Source organism: Chryseobacterium sp. HNCC26DJ240, assembly GCF_057180485.1.
In genome coordinates, this window is record NZ_JBXUGK010000006.1 from 295,596 (window position 1) to 316,882 (window position 21,287).

Below are 21,287 nucleotides of genomic sequence, written 5' to 3' on the forward strand. Positions count from 1 at the left end.
CCTAACTTATTATTTTTCACAAATGAACGGGCTAAAGCCCATTCTTATTGATTTTTTTAATACCAAAATGATTATGGAAACCCAAGGCGCATCGGTGGTCATCACCCATCACGTTCTCGACGGCAAGCAAACCGAATATGAAAAATGGCTCGATGAAATTCTGCCCATTTCCAAAAGTGCCAAAGGTTTTATCGACTGGCAAATCGTTCGCCCGATTCCGAATCTGACGTTTGTTTACACCGTGATTATCCGTTTTGATACGATTGAAAATCTGCGAACCTGGATGGAATCTGATACCAGAAGAAAGTTAATTGACAAAGCGCATCCGCTTTTTACAAAAGAAGATAATTACGAAATCAAATCGGGATTGGATTTTTTGTTCTATGGCGAAAAAACAGACAACAAAGTTCCTGTCCGATGGAAACAATATTTAGCGACTTGGTCTACTATTTTTCCTTTATCATTATTGATGCAATTATTACTGTTACCGTCATTAAGACAACTTAATATTCCTGCCAATCGCTATTTTGATACTTTCATCAGTACAGGATGTCTGGTATTTTTAGTGATTTTTGTAGTGATGCCGAATTATACGAAGTTGATTAGGAAATGGCTGTATAAATAATTTAAATTTAGTTCTAAAATAAAATCCGTCTCAAACAAAATTGAGACGGATTTTTTGTTTAAATCTTTTTCTTAAAAAACAACTCGTTCAGACTCAAACACAACTTGTAATCTCTCAAAACAACCCGATTAGATTAAAACACAATTTGTTTTTCCCCAAAACAACTCGTTTAAACTAAAACATAACTTGTAATCTCTCAAAAACAACCCGATTAGACTAAAACACAATTTGTTTTTCCTCAAAGCAACTTGTTTAAATTAAAACCCATTTTGTTTTTCTCCAAAACAGCTTGTTTTGAGCAAAGCAACTTTTACCATTGCTCACGACTACCGTTTTGCAACCCACACAACTTTGGCGGAAGTCTCAAAACGGCCGTTTTGTAACCAAATGACTTTTACTTTGGTCACAAATCAAACGTTTTGTAACAAACAACTTTGGCGGAAGTCTCCCACGGTCTGCGGAAAACAAAACAACTTTTATATAGGTCGGAAATCGAAGGTTTTGTAACGAAACAACTTTCTATTTCAAATTTCAAACGACAGTTTCTGCCTATTCATCGAACATCAATTGATTTTGAAATTTGTTGAATGTAGCTTTACACCATCAAATTAACACATACAAACAATTAAACTTTAAACATTATGGAAATTATTCAAACACCAGAAAACGCATTGTCTCACTCTACAGTTACAGCGATTATCAATGCCCCAATCGAAAAAGTAAACATCGCAGATTGGTTATTAAACTTACCAGATGCCGAATATCAAAGATGCTCAACGCAGCACATCGGAGCGGCTATTTCTACTACTTACGACGGACAGCCAGTTTCTTTAAACGTTGAAACAATCGGAGATGCTTTGATGGTTCAGCATTATGTAGCGGTAGAGCACCGTCCGGATTACTGCAGAATGTTATCTATCTCAGATTCCATTACCAAAGGCGGCCGTACCAAAGTTCAGGTTTTATGGGAACTGAAAGCCACAAAAATCGATGATAACACAACATTGTACACCAACGAAATTCACGCGACGGCAACTCCCGAAATGTTCGAATATTTAAAAGAACACAACGTGAATCTTGCAGATGCAGCCGCTTCCAGACAAGCTGCTTCCGACGCCCACAACCACGAAGAAACGCCCAACTTTGCGAAAAGCATCGAAAACAAAGCATTGACAGGAAAATACAATCAACCTTTCTAATTCAAAAAAAAAATAATGAGCGTATTTCAGTACGCTCATTTCATTTTAAAGTTATGGAAACACTTTTTGAAAAACTATTAGGAAGCTGGACTTTGGTAGAGCTTATCGAAGTTCCTGTCAACGGCGGAGAAATCACGCATCCGATGGGCGAAAATCCGAAAGGACTGATTATTTACAATCCCGACGGATATATGTCGGCACAAATTATGGATATGCACCGGGAAAACTTTCATCAGGAACATTGGACCAATGCCACGCCGGAAGAATATACACAGGAAGGCTCAACCTATCTTGCGTATTCGGGACCGTTCAAAACGGACGATGAAAAACAGTTGGTGAGCCACACGATGTACATCTCGCTTTTCCCCAACTGGACGGGACAAACGCAGAATAGAATCGTTATCTTGAAAGATGGTTTTCTGCATCTAGAAAGTGAAAAACCATTCACCAACAATTCAAGGTTGGTGACTCACAAACTGACCTGGAAGAGAGTTTGAAATTAATCTGATATTAAAATTAAAAAAATGAAAGCAATTGTTATCACAAAATATGGCGCTCCTGAAGTATTGAAATTACAGGATTATCCAACTCCCGAAATTTCCGAAGACGAAGTTTTAATCGAAGTGAAAGCCGCAGGAATCAACCGTCCGGATGTTTTCCAGCGTGAAGGCAATTATCCTGCTCCAGATGGAGTTGTAGCCGATATTCCTGGACTGGAAGTTGCCGGAACTATTGTGAAATGCGGACCTGACGTCGTAGATTTCACCGTTGGAGACAAAGTTTGTGCACTTCTTGCAGGTGGCGGTTACGCAGAATATGTCGCTGTGAGGGAAGGTCAATGTTTACCAATCCCGGCAGATTTAAGTTTTGCTGAGGCGGCAAGCTTACCGGAAACAGTCTTTACAGTTTGGTCTAATGTTTTTCAGAGAGGAAATCTTCAACCAGGAGAAACCCTTTTACTCCACGGTGGAAACAGCGGGATTGGAATCACGGGAATCCAGATTGCGCACGCTTTGGGTTCAAAAGTAATTGTCACGGTGGGTTCCGATGAAAAAGGCCAAAAATGTCTTGAACTTGGTGCCGATTCTTACATTAATTATAAAACCCAAAATTTTGAAACTGAATTGCAAGATGAAGGCGTCGACGTCATTCTCGATATGATTGGCGGTGATTATTTGGCTAAAAACATCAATATTTTAAAGCCTGAAGGCAGATTGGTTCACATCAATGCAGTAAGTGGCAGTCGTGTCGATTTGGATATCTGGAAAGTAATGACAAAGCGTTTGACCATTACAGGAAGTACTTTGAGAAGCCGGGAATATGAGTTCAAAAAACAATTGGCCAAAGATATTCAGAAAAATGTCTGGCCTTTGATTGAATCAAAGAAGTTCAGACCTGTTATTTTTCAAACATTTTCTTTCTCGGAAGCCGCAGAAGCACATCGATTGCTTGAAGACGGTTCACATACAGGAAAAATTATTCTTGTGAGATAGAGTAATACATAGATTAAGTAATAATCTGACCAAAATTTCAATCCTTCTCAATTCAAATTGTGAAGGATTTTTTTGTTACTAAAATCAACTGGATTAGGTTCTCGTAATTAAGAATTCGAATCTAAAGTCGTCTACCTCTCATCTATTTTCTTTATTCTAAAGACAATGACAACAGCCACGAATGCACGAATTAATTTGATGAAAGTATTGTAAATTCCGATTTTGATTTAAAAAAATATGAATGCCCGTAATTAGTAATAAATTAGTTTTCAACAGTTTATCTGTCATTCTGGAGGAATCTCAACACACTGAAAATAAAGCTGTTTAGATTCCTCCAGAATGACAAAATGACTGATGATTTTAGTGTTATGATTAAAAACGGACATTCATAAAAAAAATCGTGTATTCGTGGCATCCAATAAACTTATCAACTATCTCTTTCAAATTCCCACCGACTCATTTTGCCCATTCACCGAAAACCACTTCAAAATCCTTTGTTTCCGGGATAGCTTTACAGTAGAAATAAAGACAAACTATCATTAATCACAAAAACTTATCATTATGAATACTGCATCATTAAGTTTCAAATACGAATTAGAAAAAAAAGAACCAAGAACCAACGATGGCGGAACTACAAGAGGTGCTTCTGTAAAAGATTTCCCTGCTTCTATCGGCATTGCCGGCGTTTCTATGAGACTACAACCGGGAAGTATGAGAGAATTGCACTGGCACGCCAATGCAGCAGAATGGGCTTATGTGATTTCGGGAACAGTTCGTACCACAATTATCCATCCCGACGGACACAGTTATACAGACAATTTTGAACCGGGTGATGTTTGGTATTTCCCAAAAGGTTATGGCCACTCGATTCAGGCGACAGGAACGGAAGAATGTCATTTTATTTTGATTTTTGATAACGGTAATTTTTCCGAAGACCATACGTTCAGCGTGACGGATTTTGTTTCGTCTGTACCACCTGAAATTGTTGCTCAGAATTTAGGTTTAACTTTAGAGGAAGTGGCGGCTTTACCTCAGAAAGAAGCCTACTTCGCAGCAGGAATTGTTCCGGACGAGATGTCTTTCGTGGCTGAAGCTCGTCCGAATGAATCTGACATCGAATTAACCAGTTTTCACCGTTATCCTTTGCATTCTCAACAGCCGAGAATTGTTCCGGGGGGAGGTTTGCAAAGATTGGTAACTAGTAAAGAATTCCCTATCAGTAGTACGATGTCCGGTTCTATTTTGGAGCTTCAACCGGGCGCTTTGAGAGAAATGCACTGGCATCCAAATGCGGACGAATGGCAATATTTTATTTCAGGACAGGCGGAAATGTCGGTTTTCTTAGCAGAATCTACTTGTGTTACAGAACAGTTCAGTGCCGGAGATGTGGGTTACGTTCCGATGGGAGCCGGACATTACATCAAAAATACAGGCGATACCGTTTGCAGAATTCTGATTGGCTTCAACAGCGGAAAATATGAATCAATCGATTTGAGCGAATGGCTGGCTGGAAATCCGAAAGATGTTGTTGTAACGAACTTTGGTTTGAAAGAAGGTGAAATTGAAAAATTTCCGACTGAGAAAGTTTTCATTCAGGCTAAGAAATAAGATTAGAATTAAATCTCTCTAAATAATGGATAATTCTGTCATCAAAACAAGCACTTCCGTTTCATCTGATTCGATTAAGATGCAAGAGAGATTGGCCATATTTTTAGCTTTGATTGCAGGATATATCGATGCAACAGGATTGATACAATGGAAAACGTACGTCTCTTTTATGAGTGGAAATACCACTTCTTTGGGAGCGGCCATTTCAACGGGTAAATCTGGAATCATTATCACATCAGTTACCGTCATAAGTTGTTTTTTACTAGGAATTTACGCCGGAACCTGCCTTTCATTATGGAAGAGAATTAAGAACCAAATATTAACATTCTATATAGTTTCCGGAATTCTTATTTTCTATTCAATTATTACTTATTTTTATAATATCAATAATTTATTATCCATTGCAATCGTCGGATTTTCAATGGGAATGATGAACACAATTGTGACTTCTGTAGGAAAGCAAAAAGTGAATACAGATTTCGTAACAGGAACTCTGAACAGCTTGGCAAGAAACACCGCAATGCTGACGATGACGAAAGATAAAGCAGAAAAAAAGGAATATCAATCCAACGCCATTCATCTTTTGCTTTTGTGGATAGGATTTTTATCCGGTGCGTTTATCGTTCCTTTCCTACTCGGTTATCTTGGAAAATGGACTCTGATGATTCCAGCATTATTACTGATGATTTGTGGAATATTGATTTCAAAAAATAACTTTAAAAACTAATATTATGTTACAAAAAAATGATGTTGCCCCGGATTTTACTTTGTACGCAACGCCAGACCAGAAAATTACACTCTCAGAATTCAAAGGTAAGAATGTCATCCTTGCTTTTTATCCAGCCGATTGGAGTCCGGTTTGCAGCGACCAGATGGCTTTGTACAACGAAACTTTGAAGTTCTTTCATAAATATGATGCTGAAATCTTTGGAATCTCTGTGGACAGCAAATGGTGTCATCTTGCATTTTCGCAATCTAGAAATTTACATTTTCCTTTGTTGGCAGATTTTGAAGCTAAAGGCGAAATCGCAAAACAGTACGGCGTTTATGATGATGAAGAAGGTGAATGCAAACGCGCACTTTTCGTCATCAATAAAGACGGAATTTTAGACGCTTTAGAAACCCTTAACACAAAATAAATTATGTCACTAAAACCAAACGTTAGTCAAGCTGACCACGCACAAGGCAACTTAGAAGCCGACCTCGTTATTGTAGAATATGGCAATTACCAATGTCCTTATTGTGGCGCCGCATATCCGGTTCTGAAGGAATTGATGAAAGAATTTGGAAGTCAAATAAAATTTGTTTTCAGAAACTTTCCATTATCTGAGATGCATCAATATGCAAGACCGGCGGCCATCGCAGCAGAAGCAGCCAATCTTCAGGGGAAATTCTGGGAAATGCACGATGCGATTTATGAAAATCAGCAAAATCTGAATGAATTGTATTTATTCGAATTGGCAGAAAAAATAGGCTTAGATATTTCTCAATTTAAAGATGATATCCAGAAAGCTGAATTGGAAGAAAAAGTAGATTCGGATTTTGAAAGCGGGGTTATGAGCGGTGTGAACGGAACGCCTTCGTTTTTCATCAATGAAACTAAATTTAATGGTGGAGCGGAAGATTTGCTTGAATTGGTAAGGGAAAACGTGAATTAACACCGAATCTGCAGCCCGACTTGAGCGGAAATCCTTTTTTGCAGGGGATTTAGCTTGGGAAAAAATAGCGGGAGTGGAAGGCGGAAATTGCTGCCCAAATAAAAAATCATAAAAAATGTACGATATTAAACTAGATTAACGAGAAACGAATTGAACCATCCTACATTTGCTAAAGAATTAAGACAACAAAATATTAAAATAAATCAATCACAACATTTAAAAAATTAAATTATGAGCACACTAAAATTAAAAGACGGAACAGAGATTTTTTACAAAGACCAAGGCGAAGGACCAGTATTGATGTTTCACCACGGATGGCCATTGTCATCAGACGATTGGGATGCACAGGTGATTTTCTTCTTGCAAAGAGGTTACAGAGTGGTGACGCACGACAGAAGAGGTCACGGCCGTTCTAGTCAGGATATTTATAATCACACGATTGAGCAATATGCTTCTGACGCAGCTGAATTGGTTGAAGTCCTTGACCTGAAAGATGTAGTTCACATCGGTCACTCAACTGGTGGTGGCGAAGTTATTCGTTATGTGGCAAAATATTCTAACGGAAGAGCGAAAAAAGCGGTGTTAATCAGTGCAGTTCCGCCGGTAATGGTGAAAAGTGAAAGCAATCCTGATGGTGTTCCGATGGAGGTTTTTGATGGAATCAGAGAACAGACTTTGAACAACAGAAACCAATTTTATATTGATTTGACGTTCCCTTTCTACGGTTATAACAGAGAAGGTGCTGTGATTAAAGAAGGTGTACAGAGAAATTGGTGGAGACAAGGAATGATGGGCGGAATTGTAGCTCATTACGATGGAATCAAAGCGTTTTCTGAAACTGATTTTACTGAGGATTTGAAGGCTGTGGATATACCTGTTTTGGTTCTTCACGGTGAAGATGACCAGATTGTTCCTATTGAAAACTCAGGTATTAAATCTGCAAAACTGTTGAAAAACGGAAAATTGATTACGTATCCTGGTTTCCCTCACGGAATGCCGACTACGGAGCACGAGACGATTAATAAGGATCTTTTGGAGTTTATTGAGGCTTAATCAGAAATATATGGAAAGCAAAAGTGAATCGATTGATTCACTTTTTTTACTATAGATCACTAAAAGTTTATGTTACCAGAAAATTATTTGATAAAATGAGCCTTGCAATTCTTGTCTAATTTGGCTCAAATGAATTAAATCACTGACAAAAGTGTTTGAAAAAGCGTGCGTGAATTTCCTAAATAGCCAAATGGTGGCAACTACAAACAGTTGACACCATTTTATTTACTTAAAGTAATTGTTTTTATTATTTAATAGAATAAATTTTTACTTTTCTGAAAAAGAATCAACTCCTTGGATCTGTCGGTTTGAATGATCTTCACCACTTTATTAATGTACCAATCATAAACATAAGAATTATGTAAAACCTTATAAAAAGCCTTCATGTATTTTTATAAGGCTTTTTCTTTATAGTTCATTCAAAATAAAATCAATAAAGAATTTTCTGTTTATCTAAGATATTTTTCGGGCTAAACCCAAACTGTTTTTTAAAGGCATAAGAGAAATGAGAAAGGTCTTCAAAGCCTAAATCCACATAGATTTCCGAAGGCGACTGCTGTTTTTCTTTCATTAAAAAATAAGCTTCGTCAAGACGTTTCTGCAAAATCCATTTATGTGGCGAGGAGTGAAAAATCTTCTCAAAATCACGTTTGAAAGTCGCCAAACTTCTTCCCGTGAGATAAGCAAAACGTTCCAGATTCACGTTATATTTATAATTTTGAATCATAAAAGACTGCAAATCAATTTTAAAAGGCTCTGAAAAATCGAAAAGAATATTTTTGAGTTCAGGCTGCGATTCTATTAAAATAAATAAAAGCTCTTTAATTTTAAGGTCGATAAAATCTTTAGTCAGTAGTTTTGGATTCTCAAGAATGGTCTGCAACGATGTGATGTAATTCTGCAGCACAGCATTCACTTCGATAGAAACCAAAGGCTTGGAAACTTCGGAATGATTGGATGAAAAATGATATTCCTTTGCCATATTCTGCAAAACCTCCTGATTCAGGTAAATATTCAGGCTTTCAAAACTTCCGTTTTCAGGTGGACATTTCGTGAATTTTACCAGCTGATTTTTTCGGATTAAATTAAAATCGCCCTCTTTTGCAATGTATTTTTCCTGACCGTCGGACAACACAAATTGTCCCGAAATTTGAAATGCAAGAACGTGCTGAGGAACAAAATTTTCGCCTTTTCGGCTTACCTCGTGATAGCAAGAATAGACAATATCAGATTTTTCCATTTTGATTGAATGCTAAAAGACAAAACGCCATTTTTGAAAACAACGCTTTATCAAATGTACAAAATATTATTGCAGAACAGCTTTTGGTTCAAGATAAGCTTCCAGACCATAAACACCGTATTCTCTGCCAATTCCTGACTGTTTGAAACCGCCAAACGGAACCATCGGGTCGTGACGGAAACCGTTGATACAAACTCTTCCTGCGTCAATTTGTGAAGCGACTTTTTGAGCTCTTTCCACATCAGATGAACTGATATAAGCCGCTAAACCGTAAGGTGTATCGTTTGCAATTTCTATCGCTTCCTCTTCTGTTTTATAAGGAATAATCGACAATACGGGACCGAAAATCTCTTCCTGAGCGATTCTCATTTTATTGTTTACGTTGGTAAAAATGGTCGGTTTTACAAAGTTTCCGGCTTCTAATCCTTCGGGTTTGCCTTCTCCTCCGGCTAAAACTACTGCGCCTTCTTCCACTCCGATCTTGATGTAGTTTTGAACTCGTTCAAATTGTTTTACACTAACCATCGGCCCCACATTTGTGTTATCATTTTGAGGCAATCCTACTAACACTTTTTCTGCGGTTGCTTTAGCGATTTCATTCACTTTATCAATTTGATTTTCAGGAACCAAAAGTCTTGTTGGCGCAATACAGGCTTGTCCGCTGTTCATATACGCTCCAAAAATCGCTGTCGGTATCACTTCTTCCAGATTGGCATCATCCAAAATAATATTGGGTGATTTTCCACCTAATTCCAGAGTCACTCTTTTCATTGTATCGACCGCTGTTTTTGCAATGAGTTTTCCAACCGCTGTAGAACCTGTGAACGAGATTTTTGAAATAGTTGGATTAATGGTTAATTCTGTTCCGACTACATTTCCCAAGCCTGTTACAAAATTGATAATTCCATTTGGTAAACCCGCATCGTGAAAGGCTTCCATCAAAACCTGAGTCTGCAGACCGCTCATTTCACTTGGTTTGATAACAACCGTACAACCAGCTGCAATTGCTGTGGCAACTTTACTGCAAACCGAGCTGTTACTGGCATTCCAAGGAGTGATAATTCCGACGACGCCAACTGGTTGTAAAAGCACTTTTGAAGAATTAATGGTTTTTTCAAACTCGAAATTTCGGATGGATTCTATCATTGAATCGAACCAAAGTCCTGTAAACTCGTTACTCATTGAAGAAAACTGAAAAGTTCCTCCGTACTCTTCAATCATCACTTCTGTAAAATCCTGCTTTCTTTTCTCTACAGCGGTTTTCAATTTTTCAAGATAAGAAATTCGTTCTTCAACGGTAGATTTTGAAAAGGTTTTAAAAGCTTCTTTCGCCGCTGCAATGGCATTTCTGGTATCCACTTCGTCGGCAAGCGTTATCTCTCCTATTTTTTGGTTATTAGACGGATTGATTAAGTCTAAAGTTTCCGTTCCGTGAGGCGTTACAAACTCGCCATTGATGTAAATTCTGTTTACTGTTTTCATTTCTAAAAATTTATAGTACAAAATTAGATGAGAAATGAAAGATAAACTTTGTAAAAAAGCTCAATGTTAGTTTGTAAAAAAGTTCAGTTTTTAATTTTGATTATTATTTAACCGCTTCTTTTTTATACTGAACAGGTGTTACCCTAACCACTTTTTAAATAATCTTGTAAAATAAGATGGACTTTCAAAACCTAAATCATAGGCAATTCCTGCGACATTACTTTCTGAATTCAGCAACAGATTTATTTCTTTCTCTATAAGAAAATGATGATGACCCAATTTTCCAGATTAAAACTTTTCGCTATATATTAGCGAATGTATAACAGACTATTGTTATCCATATTTGTACAGCCACTAATCCTACTTATCAAAACTTTAGGTTTAATTGGGGTAGGTTTTTATTTTGATGTATCTAATAAGAGTTTAAAAGAAATACTTTCTTTAATAGAATAGTTTCAACCTATGCAATCGATTGCTTAAGAACAAATGTATAATTTTGATGAAATTTCAGTACTTTATAACAGTATTTTCTCCATTATTAGAAATTCGTAAATTTTGACCGAAATTGGCTTAAAGATTGTTGGCTTTTCTGTAAATGTGTGATATAATTCAACCCTATTTTCAGGTAAAATTTTATTTAAACTAAATTTAACACTATTTCAACAGTATTGAATTTTTATTATAAATATCTAAAAACGAGACTGAAAGAAAAGGTACCAAAACAATGGTAATACAATACCAAAAGAAATATCATATTCTATTTAAAATCTTGTTGAAAAAAAAATGTTACTTTTGCGGGAGAAAAAAAATGTCAATTTTGTTATTATCGCTATCTTAGCGTTACCATATCAAAAATATTAAAAGGAAGAAGCATGAAAAAAATATTTTTACTATTTGCTATTGTGATTGGCTTTACTGCATTTTCACAGATCAAAGTTCTTAAAAATGAGACTTTGGTAGAAATCGGAAAAGATAATTCTGTGGGCCTGTACAAAAAAGATAACAGATATACTTTCAACTATCAGGATATCAACAATTCAAATCTAAATACTTTCAGATCATTCTCTTTTATTGATCTGAATGGTGATGTAATAGGACTTTACAAGATGATTTCAGACGGTTTCATCGACGAGCCTTCAGGAAATATTTCGCTTGAACTTCCAAATGATATTATTGAGCTGCATTTTGAGAAAAACTATGGTCAGCCAACGATGCAGTTTATTCAGTACATCAACAAAAACAAAAAATACGTTGGTAAATCTCAGTTTTTAAACAAGAAACAACTGGATAAAATTTTCGGTGTAGGAACTCCAAAAGCTGCACTTTACAACAAACCTGTGAAGCAACAAACTGCGGTAACTACACAACCTGCAACAACTGTTCAGCAGACCTACACACAACCAACACCAACAGAGCAGCCAGCAAAAAAACCGAGCAAAAAAAGAAAATAAAGTTATCTTTAAACAATATTTAAACTCATTCTTTACGGATGAGTTTTTTGTTTTATTTTTGTAAAATATCAAAATAGACATGTCATTAATCATAAATAATTTAACCAAGACTTTCGGAAGCCAGGTGGCACTGAATGACGTTACAATTTCTACAGAAAAGAACGAGATTATCGGGCTTTTAGGTCCCAATGGAGCAGGTAAATCTACTCTGATGAAATCTATCGTCGGAGCTCTGAAAATAGAAAAAGGAGAAATCTTTTTAGACGGAAAAAACATTGCTGAAAACGAAATTGAAACCAAAAAGAAAATAGGTTTTTTACCTGAAAACAATCCGTTGTATTTGGAAATGTATGTGAAAGAATATCTGCAGTTTGTTGCAAATATCCATAAAATTCCGATGTCCAGAGTTGATGAAGTGATTGAAACTGTTGGTTTAACGCCGGAAAAATCTAAGAAAATAAGTCAGCTTTCTAAAGGTTACAAACAGAGAGTCGGTCTTGCGCAGGCGATTATTCACCAGCCGGAACTTTTAATTTTAGACGAACCAACCAATGGTTTAGACCCGAACCAAATTCTGGAAATCAGGAGCGTCATCAAAGAAATCGGCAACAAAAAAACTGTAATTCTTTCCACTCATATTATGCAGGAAGTTGAGGCTTTGTGCAGCAGAGTAATTTTGATTCATAAAGGAAATATTCTGCAGGATTGCGCTATTGAAGATTTTAAAGGAAAATTCAATAGTTTGGAAGAAGCTTTTACTGCATACACAACTCAGGAAACAGTTTAAAATTTTTTAGATTTAATTTTAAAACTTTTAAAATCTGCTAAACCCATAAAACCAGCGAGATATAATAAAAAAAGACCTGCAAAATTTGCAGGTCTTCTTGATTTTACCAAATCATAATTCTTTCAGCGGGTGCTTTATACATTTTATCACCTTCTTTTATATCAAAAGCTTTGATAAACGAATCCTGATTAACCAAAGGCCCGAAAGCCCTGAAAATTCCCGGCGAATGCGGATCTGTTTTCACCTGATTAATCATATATTGCTCAGTAGATTTTGTTCGCCAGACCGTTGCCCAACTTAGAAAAAACCGCTGATCCTGATTGAAACCACTGATTAAACCTGGATTTCCCTTGTCTTTGAGATACATCTGTAATGCCTCATAAGCCACAGAAACACCACCAAGATCGCCAATATTTTCACCACTTGTAAATTTTCCGTTGACGAAACTTCCTTTTACAGGTTCATAAGCGTTATACTGTGCAGCCAACTGAGCCACTTTTGCATCAAAGTTTTTACGGTCTTCGGCTGTCCACCAGTTATTTAAGTTTCCATCACCATCGAATCTTGAGCCACTGTCGTCAAAACCGTGTGAAATTTCATGACCAATTACGGCTCCTATTCCGCCAAAATTCACGGCTGCATCAGCTTTCGGATTGTAGAAAGGAGGTTGTAAAATCGCCGCAGGGAAAACAATTTCGTTGTTGGAACCACTGTAATATGCGTTGACTGTTTGCGGCGTCATCCCCCACTCTTTTTTGTCAACAGGTTTACCCACTTTCTCCAGACTTTTCCCGTACTGCCAAGCTGAAACATTCTGAAGATTAGAATACAATGAAGTTCCTTTTTCCAGTTTCAGTTTAGAATAATCTTTCCACTGATCCGGATAGGCGATTTTTACGCTGAATTTAGAAAGTTTTTCGTGGGCTTTAACTTTTGTTTCAGGAGACATCCAGTCGATTTCTGTGATGTGTTTGTCGAAAGCCTTTACGATGTAATCGATGTAGGTTTCCATCTGTTGCTTAGATTCCGGCGTGAAATATTTTTCTACGTACAATTTCCCGAAAGCTTCACCCAAAATAGAATTCACCATTGCCAAACCTCTTTTGTTCATCGGACGTGGCTCTTTTTGCCCCTGCAAATATTTAGCATAAAAATCAAAACGGATATTCTCTAAATTTTCATCAAGATTGGATGCATTTCCATTGATAACATGGTATTTCAGATAATCTTTCAGAAGAGGAATATTTTTCTGAGTAAAAATCTGATCCATATTCTGGTAATATTTCAGCTCTCCAACGATTACACGATCAGTATTTACTCCGGCATCTTTAAGGTATTTCGGAAGATTTACACTTTTCACCAATGCAGGCAATTCAGAAACTTTTTTCGGATTGTATCTTAAATTCGCATCCCGGTTTTGCTCTAAAGTCAAAAGATCATTAGCCATTTTTTTCTCAAAATCGACCACAGCTTTTGCGGCTGCGTCAGCATTTTTATAGCCTAAAATAACGAAAAGTTTAGAAATATAGCTTTGATACTCTGCTAAAGTTTTGGTGTTGGCTTCGTTTACTTTCTGGTAGTAATCTCTTCCCAAACCGAGATCTGGGGCTCCAAGGTAAACGGCATTCATATTAGAATCTTTCATATCTGCAGACACTCTCCATCCGTAGAAAGAATTGTCGCCCAATTTTGTCGCTTCAAGCAAATATTTCTGAAGATCTGCTACATTTTTAATGGCATCAATTTTAGCTAAATCAGATTTTATTGGTGCTAAACCTTCAGCATTACGTTTTGAAGTATCCATGAAACTTGCATACAAATTCTGGATTTTCTGGCCTTCAGAACCTTCAGGATAGGTTTCACTTAATATTTTGTTTAAAATATCCAAAGAAGCATCATCCACATTTTCTCTCAAAGCATTGAAAGAACCCCAGCTTGCTTTATCAGAAGGAATCTGTGTTTCTTTCACCCAGTTTCCGTTTACATAATTAAAGAAATCATCCTGAGGTCTTACAGATTTATCCATGTAGGCAAGATTGATCCCCTCTTCTTTGATTTCTTCATTTTCAGGAAATTTCATTGCGGGAACAGGCCTTTCTTCTGTTACAACAGCAACTTTTTTAGTTCCACAGGAATTCAAAAAAACAAGACCTGAAAATGCCAGAACGGCAATATTTATTTTTTTCATTAAAATTTTAATTTATGATTTAAAAAAGAATATCAAATATAATGAATACTTAGAAAAAATAATCACATATTCTCTTATTAATCTTCTTAATAAAGCCAAAAATTTAAATGAAATATTTTACTTTTGAGTTATGAAAATACATCACATTGCTATCATCTGTTCAGATTACGAAGCTTCAAAATCATTTTATACTAACGTTTTAGGTTTAAAAATTTTACAGGAAGTGTACCGTGAAGAAAGGAAATCTTACAAACTGGATTTAGGCATCGATGACCATTATGTGATTGAATTATTTTCATTTCCTAATCCTCCTGAACGACCGTCCAGACCAGAAGCTTGTGGTTTGAGGCATTTGGCTTTTTCTGTCGAAAATGTGAATAAAAAGCGTGAAGAATTAATTCAGAAAGGATTAAACTGCGAAGAAATCCGCACCGATGAATTTACCGGAAAAGAATTTTTCTTTACTCAGGATCCTGATGGTTTGCCGATTGAGTTTTATGAGGAGTAAATTTTTGAACACAGAGTGCACAAAGTTTATTTTAAATGATATCGCATAAAGTCTCACAAAGCCGTTTTACTTAGATAAGCAACATGTTAACTGCTAAAATCTCAAATCTCAAACTTCAAATCTAATGCGCATAACCCGTGAAAAAGCTCACAGCCATAATCGCCAAAACAATTGAAGAAATAATAACATAAGTATAATCTTTCTCTTTCAAATATCCGATGAGAGCAAAGATAATTCTCATTAATGGTGTGAAAATCAGCATCAAAATTCCCAGTTGAATAATGGCCATACCTTCGCCTTTACAAAGCGTTTCCCAAAAATGGCTCCATACTTTTTCAGATGAAGTTCCCATGTTGAGCATTGTGTATTTCCTAGGCATTTTAAAACCTTCTAAAAAAAGTTTTACAAAGCCAATAATAGAAGTTGTAACTGCTAAAATAACGCCTAAACGGAGAAGATTTCCTACCGAACGGTTCAGGTCGATGTCTGTAAAAGTCTTTTTCATTTGAAATTACTGCTTAAACCGTTATACATCATATAAACCGAAAGAATCGTAATTACGATAGCGAAAAAGGTCTTTAATTTTTTTGTTTTTGAAACCATTAAAGTTTTAGAACCGATGAAACTTCCAACCACTACTCCAACCAGAACGGGAGCAACGATGACAGGAATAATTTCGCCTCTTTGGAAATAAATCAACGAACTTGCAACCGCAGTTACGCCGATCATAAAATTACTCGTCGTTGTAGAAACTTTGAATGGCAACCTCATCATATTATCCATCGCCAAAACCTTCAAAGCTCCGGAACCGATGCCCAAAAGTCCAGACATTGCGCCAGCAAACATCATCATAAAAAATCCCGGAACTGTATTTCTTGCAGAATAACTTTTTAAAACACCTTTATCAGGGAAAGTTCCGTATAATTTTAATTTATCTTCTAACGTGCCTTTAATTCGGGGCTCCTGATGATCAGGCTTTCCTTTTAAGTTTAAAATTACGGTTAGTAAAAGAATACTTGCAAAAATAATCCCGATGGTATTCGGATTCAGCATTCCTGAAACCAAAGCACCTGCAATTGCACCAGCTGTAGTAGCAATCTCTAAAAACATCCCAATTCTCATGTTGGTGAAACCTTCTTTCACAAAGGCAACCGCTGCTCCCGAAGAAGTACCGATAACCGAAATAAGAGAAGCACCGATTGCGTAATGCATTGGAACGCCGAAACCCAGCGTCAATAAAGGAATAATGATAACTCCACCTCCCAAACCGGTGAGAGATCCTAATAATCCTGCCGATATTGCTCCGAGGAAGAGAATAATGATTTCTGACATGCTACAAATATAAAACTATTGGCGTTGTCTGCCAAACGTTTAAAGAAAGATAAATTTGACGTATTTTTGCATCCATGGAAATGCGTCTTAAATTATTCTACATTATTCTCGGAGCAACGCCAAAAGGCAGAAATATTGAGCAGCACGATGTATTTTTCGGTATTGCGGAAACGATAAAAGAGCTCGTTCCTGATATGAAAGAATTTTGGAAAGAAGCGGAAGGAAAAATTCACCTCGATTGCTATCAGGAAGTGAAATTTGTGGATGGTTTTGAAGTAAAAATCGTAGAAAAATCGCATGAAAGCTCAGAAAACCAGCTGTATTTTGTAAATCTTGGAGGATATAAAAAAGGTTATTTTGAAGAATTTCATCAGCAACATTTGATGGTTGGAACGTCAATGTCTGAAATTGTGAAAAAGGCGAAAAAAACTGAGTTTTATAAAACAATGGGATTCGAAAATGCAGTAAGCCATATTGATGACAAACACGGAGTTGATATTGACGATATTTTTAATGTCAATGATATTTTACCTTTAAAAATGAAAGAAAAACATTCAATTTTGCTGGTGAAATCTGATGAAGAAAATCAGGAGAACTTTGTGGATATTGGGTATCGGAAGATTGATAAGTTGTAGGATGATGGATGCGGGGTGTATGATGCTGGGTGCTAGATTTTAGATGACCGATGAAATTTACTTGAACGAATTTCAAATCTCAAACATCAAATCTCAAATTAAATTTTAAATAAAATTTTAAATAAAAAGTAAACAATGAAAATAGGAATTTTAGGAGGCGGACAGCTCGGAAGGATGCTCATTCAGGAAGCGTTGAAGTATGATGACGAATTTTATACATTAGATCCGGCAGCTGATGCACCTTGCCATAATATTTCTTACTTTACACAGGGAAGTTTTAATGATTATGAAACCGTTTTAAACTTCGGTCAGGGCAAAGATGTAGTTACGATTGAAATCGAACACGTTAACGCAGACGCTTTGCAGGAGCTTGAAAATCAAGGAATAAAGGTAGTTCCGAATGCTAAAATCATTAAAACAATTCAGCAGAAAATTCTTCAGAAGAAATTTTATGAAGAAAATAATATTCCAAGTCCTGAATTTGAAATTATGGACGGAAGTTCAGACGAAATAAAAATGCCTTTGCCTTTCGTGCAGAAAATGAATACAGGCGGTTACGACGGAAAAGGTGTTCAGGTAATCCGCACCAACGAAGACATGAAAAATCTTTGGACTCAGGATTCTGTTCTTGAAAAACTGGTCGATATCGATAAAGAACTTTCGGTAATTGTTGCCATCAACGAAAGCGGAGAAAAACAGACTTTCCCCGTAACAGAGATGGTTGCAGATCCGAAGTTGAACCTTTTGGATTTTAATGTTTGTCCGGTTCACTTAACTGAAGAAATTGAAAATCAGATTTACTCTATTACAGATAAATTTCTGGCAGCAGTAAATTCTCCCGGGCTTTTTGCGATTGAATTGTTTTTAGATAAAGAAGGAAAAGTTTGGGTAAACGAAACCGCTCCGAGATTGCATAATTCGGGACATCAAAGTCAGGAAGGAAACGCCAATTCACAGTTTGAGCAGATGTATCGTGTGGTAAAAAACTTACCTTTAGCTGATACCGACGCCATTATCTACAGCGGAATGCTGAATTTGGTGGGAGCAGAAGGGTTTTCTGGAAAAGTAATTTATGAAGGTATGGAAGAAGTTTTGAAACTTTCTGAAACTTACGTTCATTTGTATGGAAAAACAGAGACCAAGCCGGGAAGAAAGATGGGACACATCAATGTTTTGGCAGATTCCAGAGAAGAATTGATGGAGAAATTAATTCAGGTAAAAGCGATGGTAAGAGTGATTTCTTAAGATTTTTAAAATATATTGAGAAAGACTGCCGAAAAGCAGTCTTTTTTAGTTTTCAAAGAAAAAACTTGCTACAAATAAACATCCACCAGTAAGCATCAGAAGCAGGCCAACCACTAATGCTGATGTATTTAAATTTGGACCGGGTAAAATTGTCCAGGCAAGGACATTTAAAATAAATCCTAAAACAAAACTAACAATTGATATACTAAATCCTTTTACTTTACTCATTTCTCTTAATCAATAATTTTAGGAAAATCAATCGTCCATTTTTTCTCATTTGAATTCCATAAAAGATAAGGTCCGCCTAAACCGTCATCATAAATCAATTCATAATTTCCGTTTTGATCGTTATTGTAAATTGTTTTTTCTGCGTTGCCTTTTTGTAAACCCAGTTTTTCTAAAGTTTGCCAATCACTTTCCTGAGGAAGTTTACCGTTTGTTTTCTGGTAATTTTCAATATTCTGAATTATTTTATTTCCTGATTTTATATCAGATTTTCTGGTGATTTCTATGGGAAGATTCCAATAAATTGTGATGGATAAAATAATGACCACGATGACCGTGAGTGAAATTAGGAGTGCTTTTTTCATCGAAAGATTTTAGCTGGTAGAGATTTTCTTAATTCTTTCAAATTTAATAAAATTAAAACTTATCATTGATTCTAAATTTCCAAAGGCATCATATTTGAATTTAATAAAAATCAACTCACAAAATATTCAAAATGAAAACCTATCAAAAAATAATATTTCCGGTTGCATTAGGCGTTTTAGGATTGTTAATTTTAAATTCATGCTCTGTGGGAATTCCGGATAATGCTGTCGCTGTACAGAATTTTAATGCCGACAAATACCTCGGAAAATGGTATGAAATTGCAAGATTTGACTATAAGTTTGAGAAAGATATGGATAATGTCACGGCGACCTATTCTTTAAATGAAAAAGGAAATATTAAAGTTCAAAACCGTGGTTATAATTATGTAAAAAAAGAATGGAAAGAGTCTGAAGGCGAAGCAAAATTTGTCAATTCAAAAAATGAAGCAAGGCTGAAAGTTTCTTTTTTTAAGCCGATTTGGGCAGGTTACAATGTGATTGATATTGATGATGATTATCAATATGCTTTGGTCGTAGGTCATAATTTAAAATACATCTGGATCTTATCCCGAACCACCGAAATTCCTGAAAGCATCAGATTGAGATTTCTTGAAAAAGCTCAAAAATTGGGTTACAATACTGATAATCTGATTTGGGTAAAGCATAACCAATAATGGGTTTCACGCAGATTTTGCTGATTGAGTTGTTAGAATTTTATGTGAAAAATTACTAAAAAATGTTTCGGGCGGCGGCTTCGCCGCCGCCCGAAACTAATAAACAATACTAACACTCATCTGTATAATTCTATGAAATTTGCTCAATTTGTGGAACTGGTGTTTGAGACCAGTTCCGTAAATATTAATTTTAAAAAATAATGCTTTGATGATAGGATTCCATCCTATCCTTTGCTAAATCGTCCCTTTGGGACTTGTAAATTTCCTTAGATCAAAAATAATAGAATCATAATTTCAAACCTCAAATTTCAAACCTAAAAAGCATAGCCATTTTTCTTAGCAATCTCCGCAATCGATTTCTCAATGGCTTTTCCCAAATCATCCGCATCAGAACTACCCCGTTTTTTGGTTTCAGCATCGATGAATTCCTGTCTTTTCTTCGCCAAAACTTCAATTTCTTTTTGAATTTTGTCTCTGTTAGCCGATTTCTGAGTTATAATTTTTTGAATTTCATCTTTGCTTTTACCTTTTAATTCAGACGGTAATTCTTCCTCTTTCATTGATATAATGTAGCTTTTATCTTTCTCAACTCTGTCTACCAAATCCCAGTGATCATTTTTGTAGGCATTCTTTTTAGATTTACTTACTGCTCTTTCCACAGCATTTGAGGCTGAAACCGATTCGGCATTAGAATCCTGTAAATACTGTTTGCTTTTCATCTCAGAACCTCGGCTTCCGTAAGAAACGTATGTGTCATTAAGCAGACCATTGCATTCATAAATTCGTTTATCGAAAGGCGTTTCAATATAAATCACTTTTTGGTTACTGTCGATATTAAAATATTTTCCTTCTCCCAAAACAGCACCATTTTGCCACGAAGTGGAAATTCCCTCTTCTCTTCCACCACAGAAAATCGTGTTGGTGTAAATGTTCTTTTTCTTAGCCGCAGAAACCGTTTCTTTATAGCTGATCCTTCCCTGATCAAACGGTTCATTTCCGGCAATGTAAATCAGTTTCATGCTTTTTTCGTTTCCGTCCCAGTTCAGATTGTTTGATGCATCACGAATCACGGCACCGCAATATTCATTTCCGCCATTGGTTCTCAGAGCAAAGAGTTTTTCTGATACCAAATCCAAATCCTGAGTCAAAGGCGTGACTTGTCTGATGTAATTTTCATCCTGCAATCCGTCATTTCCATATTCGTAAAGAGCAATTTCAATTTGGGGAGCTTGTCCGTTATACTTTAAAGTCGTCAACGTATTTACAATGTTCCAAAGTCTTGATTTTGCCTGGTCAATCAAACCATCCATACTGTTGGAAGTGTCTAAAAGCAAAGCCACCTGAATTTTATTTTCTTTTAAAACCGTAATTTTTGGTTCACTAGAGATATTACTTTCCATTACTGCTCTGTCGTTAGCTTTACTGCTACAACGGATGTCTGAAGTTTTTCCTGCGCTTAAAAATGCAACTACACTTGTTGTTAATGTTAAAAATTTTAGGGTGTTCATATTGTATGTTT

24 protein-coding genes are annotated in these 21,287 nt (G+C 36.2%); 15 read left to right on the forward strand and 9 right to left on the reverse strand.

Annotated features, from left to right (window positions below):
- Positions 1 to 22 precede the first annotated feature (22 nt).
- From AC2A1G_RS13820 to AC2A1G_RS13860, 9 genes are all read left to right on the forward strand, one after another.
- Entirely contained in the window at positions 23 to 625 is a 603-nt protein-coding gene (locus AC2A1G_RS13820; RefSeq protein WP_484047497.1) for an antibiotic biosynthesis monooxygenase, read from the forward strand.
- Between the two features lie 641 nt (positions 626 to 1,266).
- Positions 1,267 to 1,824: a hypothetical protein gene (locus tag AC2A1G_RS13825; RefSeq protein WP_484047498.1), complete on the forward strand. Its 558-nt coding sequence runs from the start codon at positions 1,267 to 1,269 to the stop codon at positions 1,822 to 1,824.
- A 53-nt stretch (positions 1,825 to 1,877) separates the two neighbouring features.
- Positions 1,878 to 2,321 (forward strand): lipocalin-like domain-containing protein, encoded by a 444-nt coding sequence (locus tag AC2A1G_RS13830; RefSeq protein WP_484047499.1) that lies wholly within the window; start codon positions 1,878 to 1,880, stop codon positions 2,319 to 2,321.
- Positions 2,322 to 2,348: 27 nt separating this feature from the next.
- Positions 2,349 to 3,317, forward strand: a complete 969-nt coding sequence (locus tag AC2A1G_RS13835) for an NAD(P)H-quinone oxidoreductase (protein WP_484047500.1) — start codon at positions 2,349 to 2,351, stop codon at positions 3,315 to 3,317.
- 561 nt (positions 3,318 to 3,878) lie between these two features.
- Positions 3,879 to 4,925, forward strand: coding sequence for a cupin domain-containing protein (locus AC2A1G_RS13840; RefSeq protein ID WP_484047501.1), 1,047 nt, complete (start codon positions 3,879 to 3,881; stop codon positions 4,923 to 4,925).
- 25 nt (positions 4,926 to 4,950) lie between these two features.
- Positions 4,951 to 5,652: a YoaK family protein gene (locus tag AC2A1G_RS13845; RefSeq protein ID WP_484047502.1), complete on the forward strand. Its 702-nt coding sequence runs from the start codon at positions 4,951 to 4,953 to the stop codon at positions 5,650 to 5,652.
- A 4-nt stretch (positions 5,653 to 5,656) separates the two neighbouring features.
- Positions 5,657 to 6,064, forward strand: a complete 408-nt coding sequence (locus AC2A1G_RS13850; protein WP_484047503.1) for a redoxin domain-containing protein — start codon at positions 5,657 to 5,659, stop codon at positions 6,062 to 6,064.
- A 3-nt stretch (positions 6,065 to 6,067) separates the two neighbouring features.
- The gene (locus tag AC2A1G_RS13855) at positions 6,068 to 6,583 is read left to right on the forward strand and encodes a DsbA family protein (RefSeq protein WP_484047504.1); all 516 of its coding nucleotides are present in this window, start codon (positions 6,068 to 6,070) and stop codon (positions 6,581 to 6,583) included.
- A 231-nt stretch (positions 6,584 to 6,814) separates the two neighbouring features.
- Positions 6,815 to 7,636: an alpha/beta fold hydrolase gene (locus tag AC2A1G_RS13860; RefSeq protein WP_484047505.1), complete on the forward strand. Its 822-nt coding sequence runs from the start codon at positions 6,815 to 6,817 to the stop codon at positions 7,634 to 7,636.
- A 430-nt stretch (positions 7,637 to 8,066) separates the two neighbouring features.
- On the opposite strand, the gene AC2A1G_RS13865 is transcribed toward AC2A1G_RS13860, so the two are convergent.
- The 3 genes from AC2A1G_RS13865 to AC2A1G_RS13875 all read right to left on the reverse strand — a co-directional run bounded on the left by AC2A1G_RS13865 (position 8,067) and on the right by AC2A1G_RS13875 (position 10,637).
- On the reverse strand, positions 8,067 to 8,876 hold the full coding sequence (locus AC2A1G_RS13865) for a helix-turn-helix domain-containing protein (protein ID WP_484047506.1): 810 nt from the start codon (positions 8,874 to 8,876) through the stop codon (positions 8,067 to 8,069).
- Between the two features lie 66 nt (positions 8,877 to 8,942).
- Positions 8,943 to 10,358 (reverse strand): aldehyde dehydrogenase family protein, encoded by a 1,416-nt coding sequence (locus AC2A1G_RS13870; RefSeq protein WP_484047507.1) that lies wholly within the window; start codon positions 10,356 to 10,358, stop codon positions 8,943 to 8,945.
- A 138-nt stretch (positions 10,359 to 10,496) separates the two neighbouring features.
- Positions 10,497 to 10,637 carry a helix-turn-helix domain-containing protein gene (locus AC2A1G_RS13875; protein WP_484047508.1) on the reverse strand — a complete coding sequence of 47 codons (141 nt, stop codon included), beginning with the start codon at positions 10,635 to 10,637 and terminating at the stop codon, positions 10,497 to 10,499.
- A gap of 593 nt (positions 10,638 to 11,230) precedes the next feature.
- Between AC2A1G_RS13875 and AC2A1G_RS13880 the strand changes: the two genes are divergently transcribed.
- On the forward strand, positions 11,231 to 11,809 hold the full coding sequence (locus AC2A1G_RS13880) for a hypothetical protein (protein WP_484047509.1): 579 nt from the start codon (positions 11,231 to 11,233) through the stop codon (positions 11,807 to 11,809).
- Between the two features lie 79 nt (positions 11,810 to 11,888).
- Positions 11,889 to 12,596 carry an ABC transporter ATP-binding protein gene (locus AC2A1G_RS13885; RefSeq protein WP_484047510.1) on the forward strand — a complete coding sequence of 236 codons (708 nt, stop codon included), beginning with the start codon at positions 11,889 to 11,891 and terminating at the stop codon, positions 12,594 to 12,596.
- A 103-nt stretch (positions 12,597 to 12,699) separates the two neighbouring features.
- Here the strand turns inward: AC2A1G_RS13885 and AC2A1G_RS13890 are convergent, their stop codons facing one another.
- The gene (locus tag AC2A1G_RS13890; RefSeq protein ID WP_484047511.1) at positions 12,700 to 14,784 is read right to left on the reverse strand and encodes a M13 family metallopeptidase; all 2,085 of its coding nucleotides are present in this window, start codon (positions 14,782 to 14,784) and stop codon (positions 12,700 to 12,702) included.
- Positions 14,785 to 14,914: 130 nt separating this feature from the next.
- Between AC2A1G_RS13890 and gloA2 the strand changes: the two genes are divergently transcribed.
- Positions 14,915 to 15,292: an SMU1112c/YaeR family gloxylase I-like metalloprotein gene (gene gloA2, locus AC2A1G_RS13895; RefSeq protein WP_484047512.1), complete on the forward strand. Its 378-nt coding sequence runs from the start codon at positions 14,915 to 14,917 to the stop codon at positions 15,290 to 15,292.
- Positions 15,293 to 15,413: 121 nt separating this feature from the next.
- Here gloA2 and AC2A1G_RS13900 read toward each other — a convergent pair whose 3' ends face one another.
- Together AC2A1G_RS13900 and AC2A1G_RS13905 are read right to left on the reverse strand one after the other, a co-directional pair.
- Entirely contained in the window at positions 15,414 to 15,797 is a 384-nt protein-coding gene (locus AC2A1G_RS13900; protein WP_484047513.1) for a DUF1634 domain-containing protein, read from the reverse strand.
- Entirely contained in the window at positions 15,794 to 16,624 is an 831-nt protein-coding gene (locus tag AC2A1G_RS13905; protein WP_484047514.1) for a sulfite exporter TauE/SafE family protein, read from the reverse strand. The genes AC2A1G_RS13900 and AC2A1G_RS13905 overlap by 4 nt, the downstream gene beginning before the upstream one ends.
- A 74-nt stretch (positions 16,625 to 16,698) precedes the next feature.
- Here AC2A1G_RS13905 and AC2A1G_RS13910 point away from each other — a divergent pair, with 74 nt between their 5' ends.
- The gene (locus tag AC2A1G_RS13910; protein ID WP_484047515.1) at positions 16,699 to 17,259 is read left to right on the forward strand and encodes a DUF1543 domain-containing protein; all 561 of its coding nucleotides are present in this window, start codon (positions 16,699 to 16,701) and stop codon (positions 17,257 to 17,259) included.
- Positions 17,260 to 17,394: 135 nt separating this feature from the next.
- Positions 17,395 to 18,504, forward strand: coding sequence for a 5-(carboxyamino)imidazole ribonucleotide synthase (locus AC2A1G_RS13915; protein WP_484047516.1), 1,110 nt, complete (start codon positions 17,395 to 17,397; stop codon positions 18,502 to 18,504).
- A gap of 45 nt (positions 18,505 to 18,549) precedes the next feature.
- Here the strand turns inward: AC2A1G_RS13915 and AC2A1G_RS13920 are convergent, their stop codons facing one another.
- Both AC2A1G_RS13920 and AC2A1G_RS13925 read right to left on the reverse strand, forming a co-directional pair.
- Positions 18,550 to 18,732, reverse strand: coding sequence for a hypothetical protein (locus AC2A1G_RS13920; protein WP_484047517.1), 183 nt, complete (start codon positions 18,730 to 18,732; stop codon positions 18,550 to 18,552).
- 5 nt (positions 18,733 to 18,737) lie between these two features.
- Positions 18,738 to 19,094, reverse strand: a complete 357-nt coding sequence (locus AC2A1G_RS13925) for a hypothetical protein (protein WP_484047518.1) — start codon at positions 19,092 to 19,094, stop codon at positions 18,738 to 18,740.
- Between the two features lie 131 nt (positions 19,095 to 19,225).
- On the opposite strand from AC2A1G_RS13925, the gene AC2A1G_RS13930 reads away from it, so the two are divergent.
- A complete protein-coding gene (locus tag AC2A1G_RS13930; protein ID WP_484047519.1) occupies positions 19,226 to 19,768 on the forward strand; it encodes a lipocalin family protein in 543 nt (180 codons plus the stop codon).
- Positions 19,769 to 20,082: 314 nt separating this feature from the next.
- Here AC2A1G_RS13930 and AC2A1G_RS13935 read toward each other — a convergent pair whose 3' ends face one another.
- The gene (locus AC2A1G_RS13935) at positions 20,083 to 21,276 is read right to left on the reverse strand and encodes a VWA domain-containing protein (protein WP_484047520.1); all 1,194 of its coding nucleotides are present in this window, start codon (positions 21,274 to 21,276) and stop codon (positions 20,083 to 20,085) included.
- Positions 21,277 to 21,287: the final 11 nt, after the last annotated feature.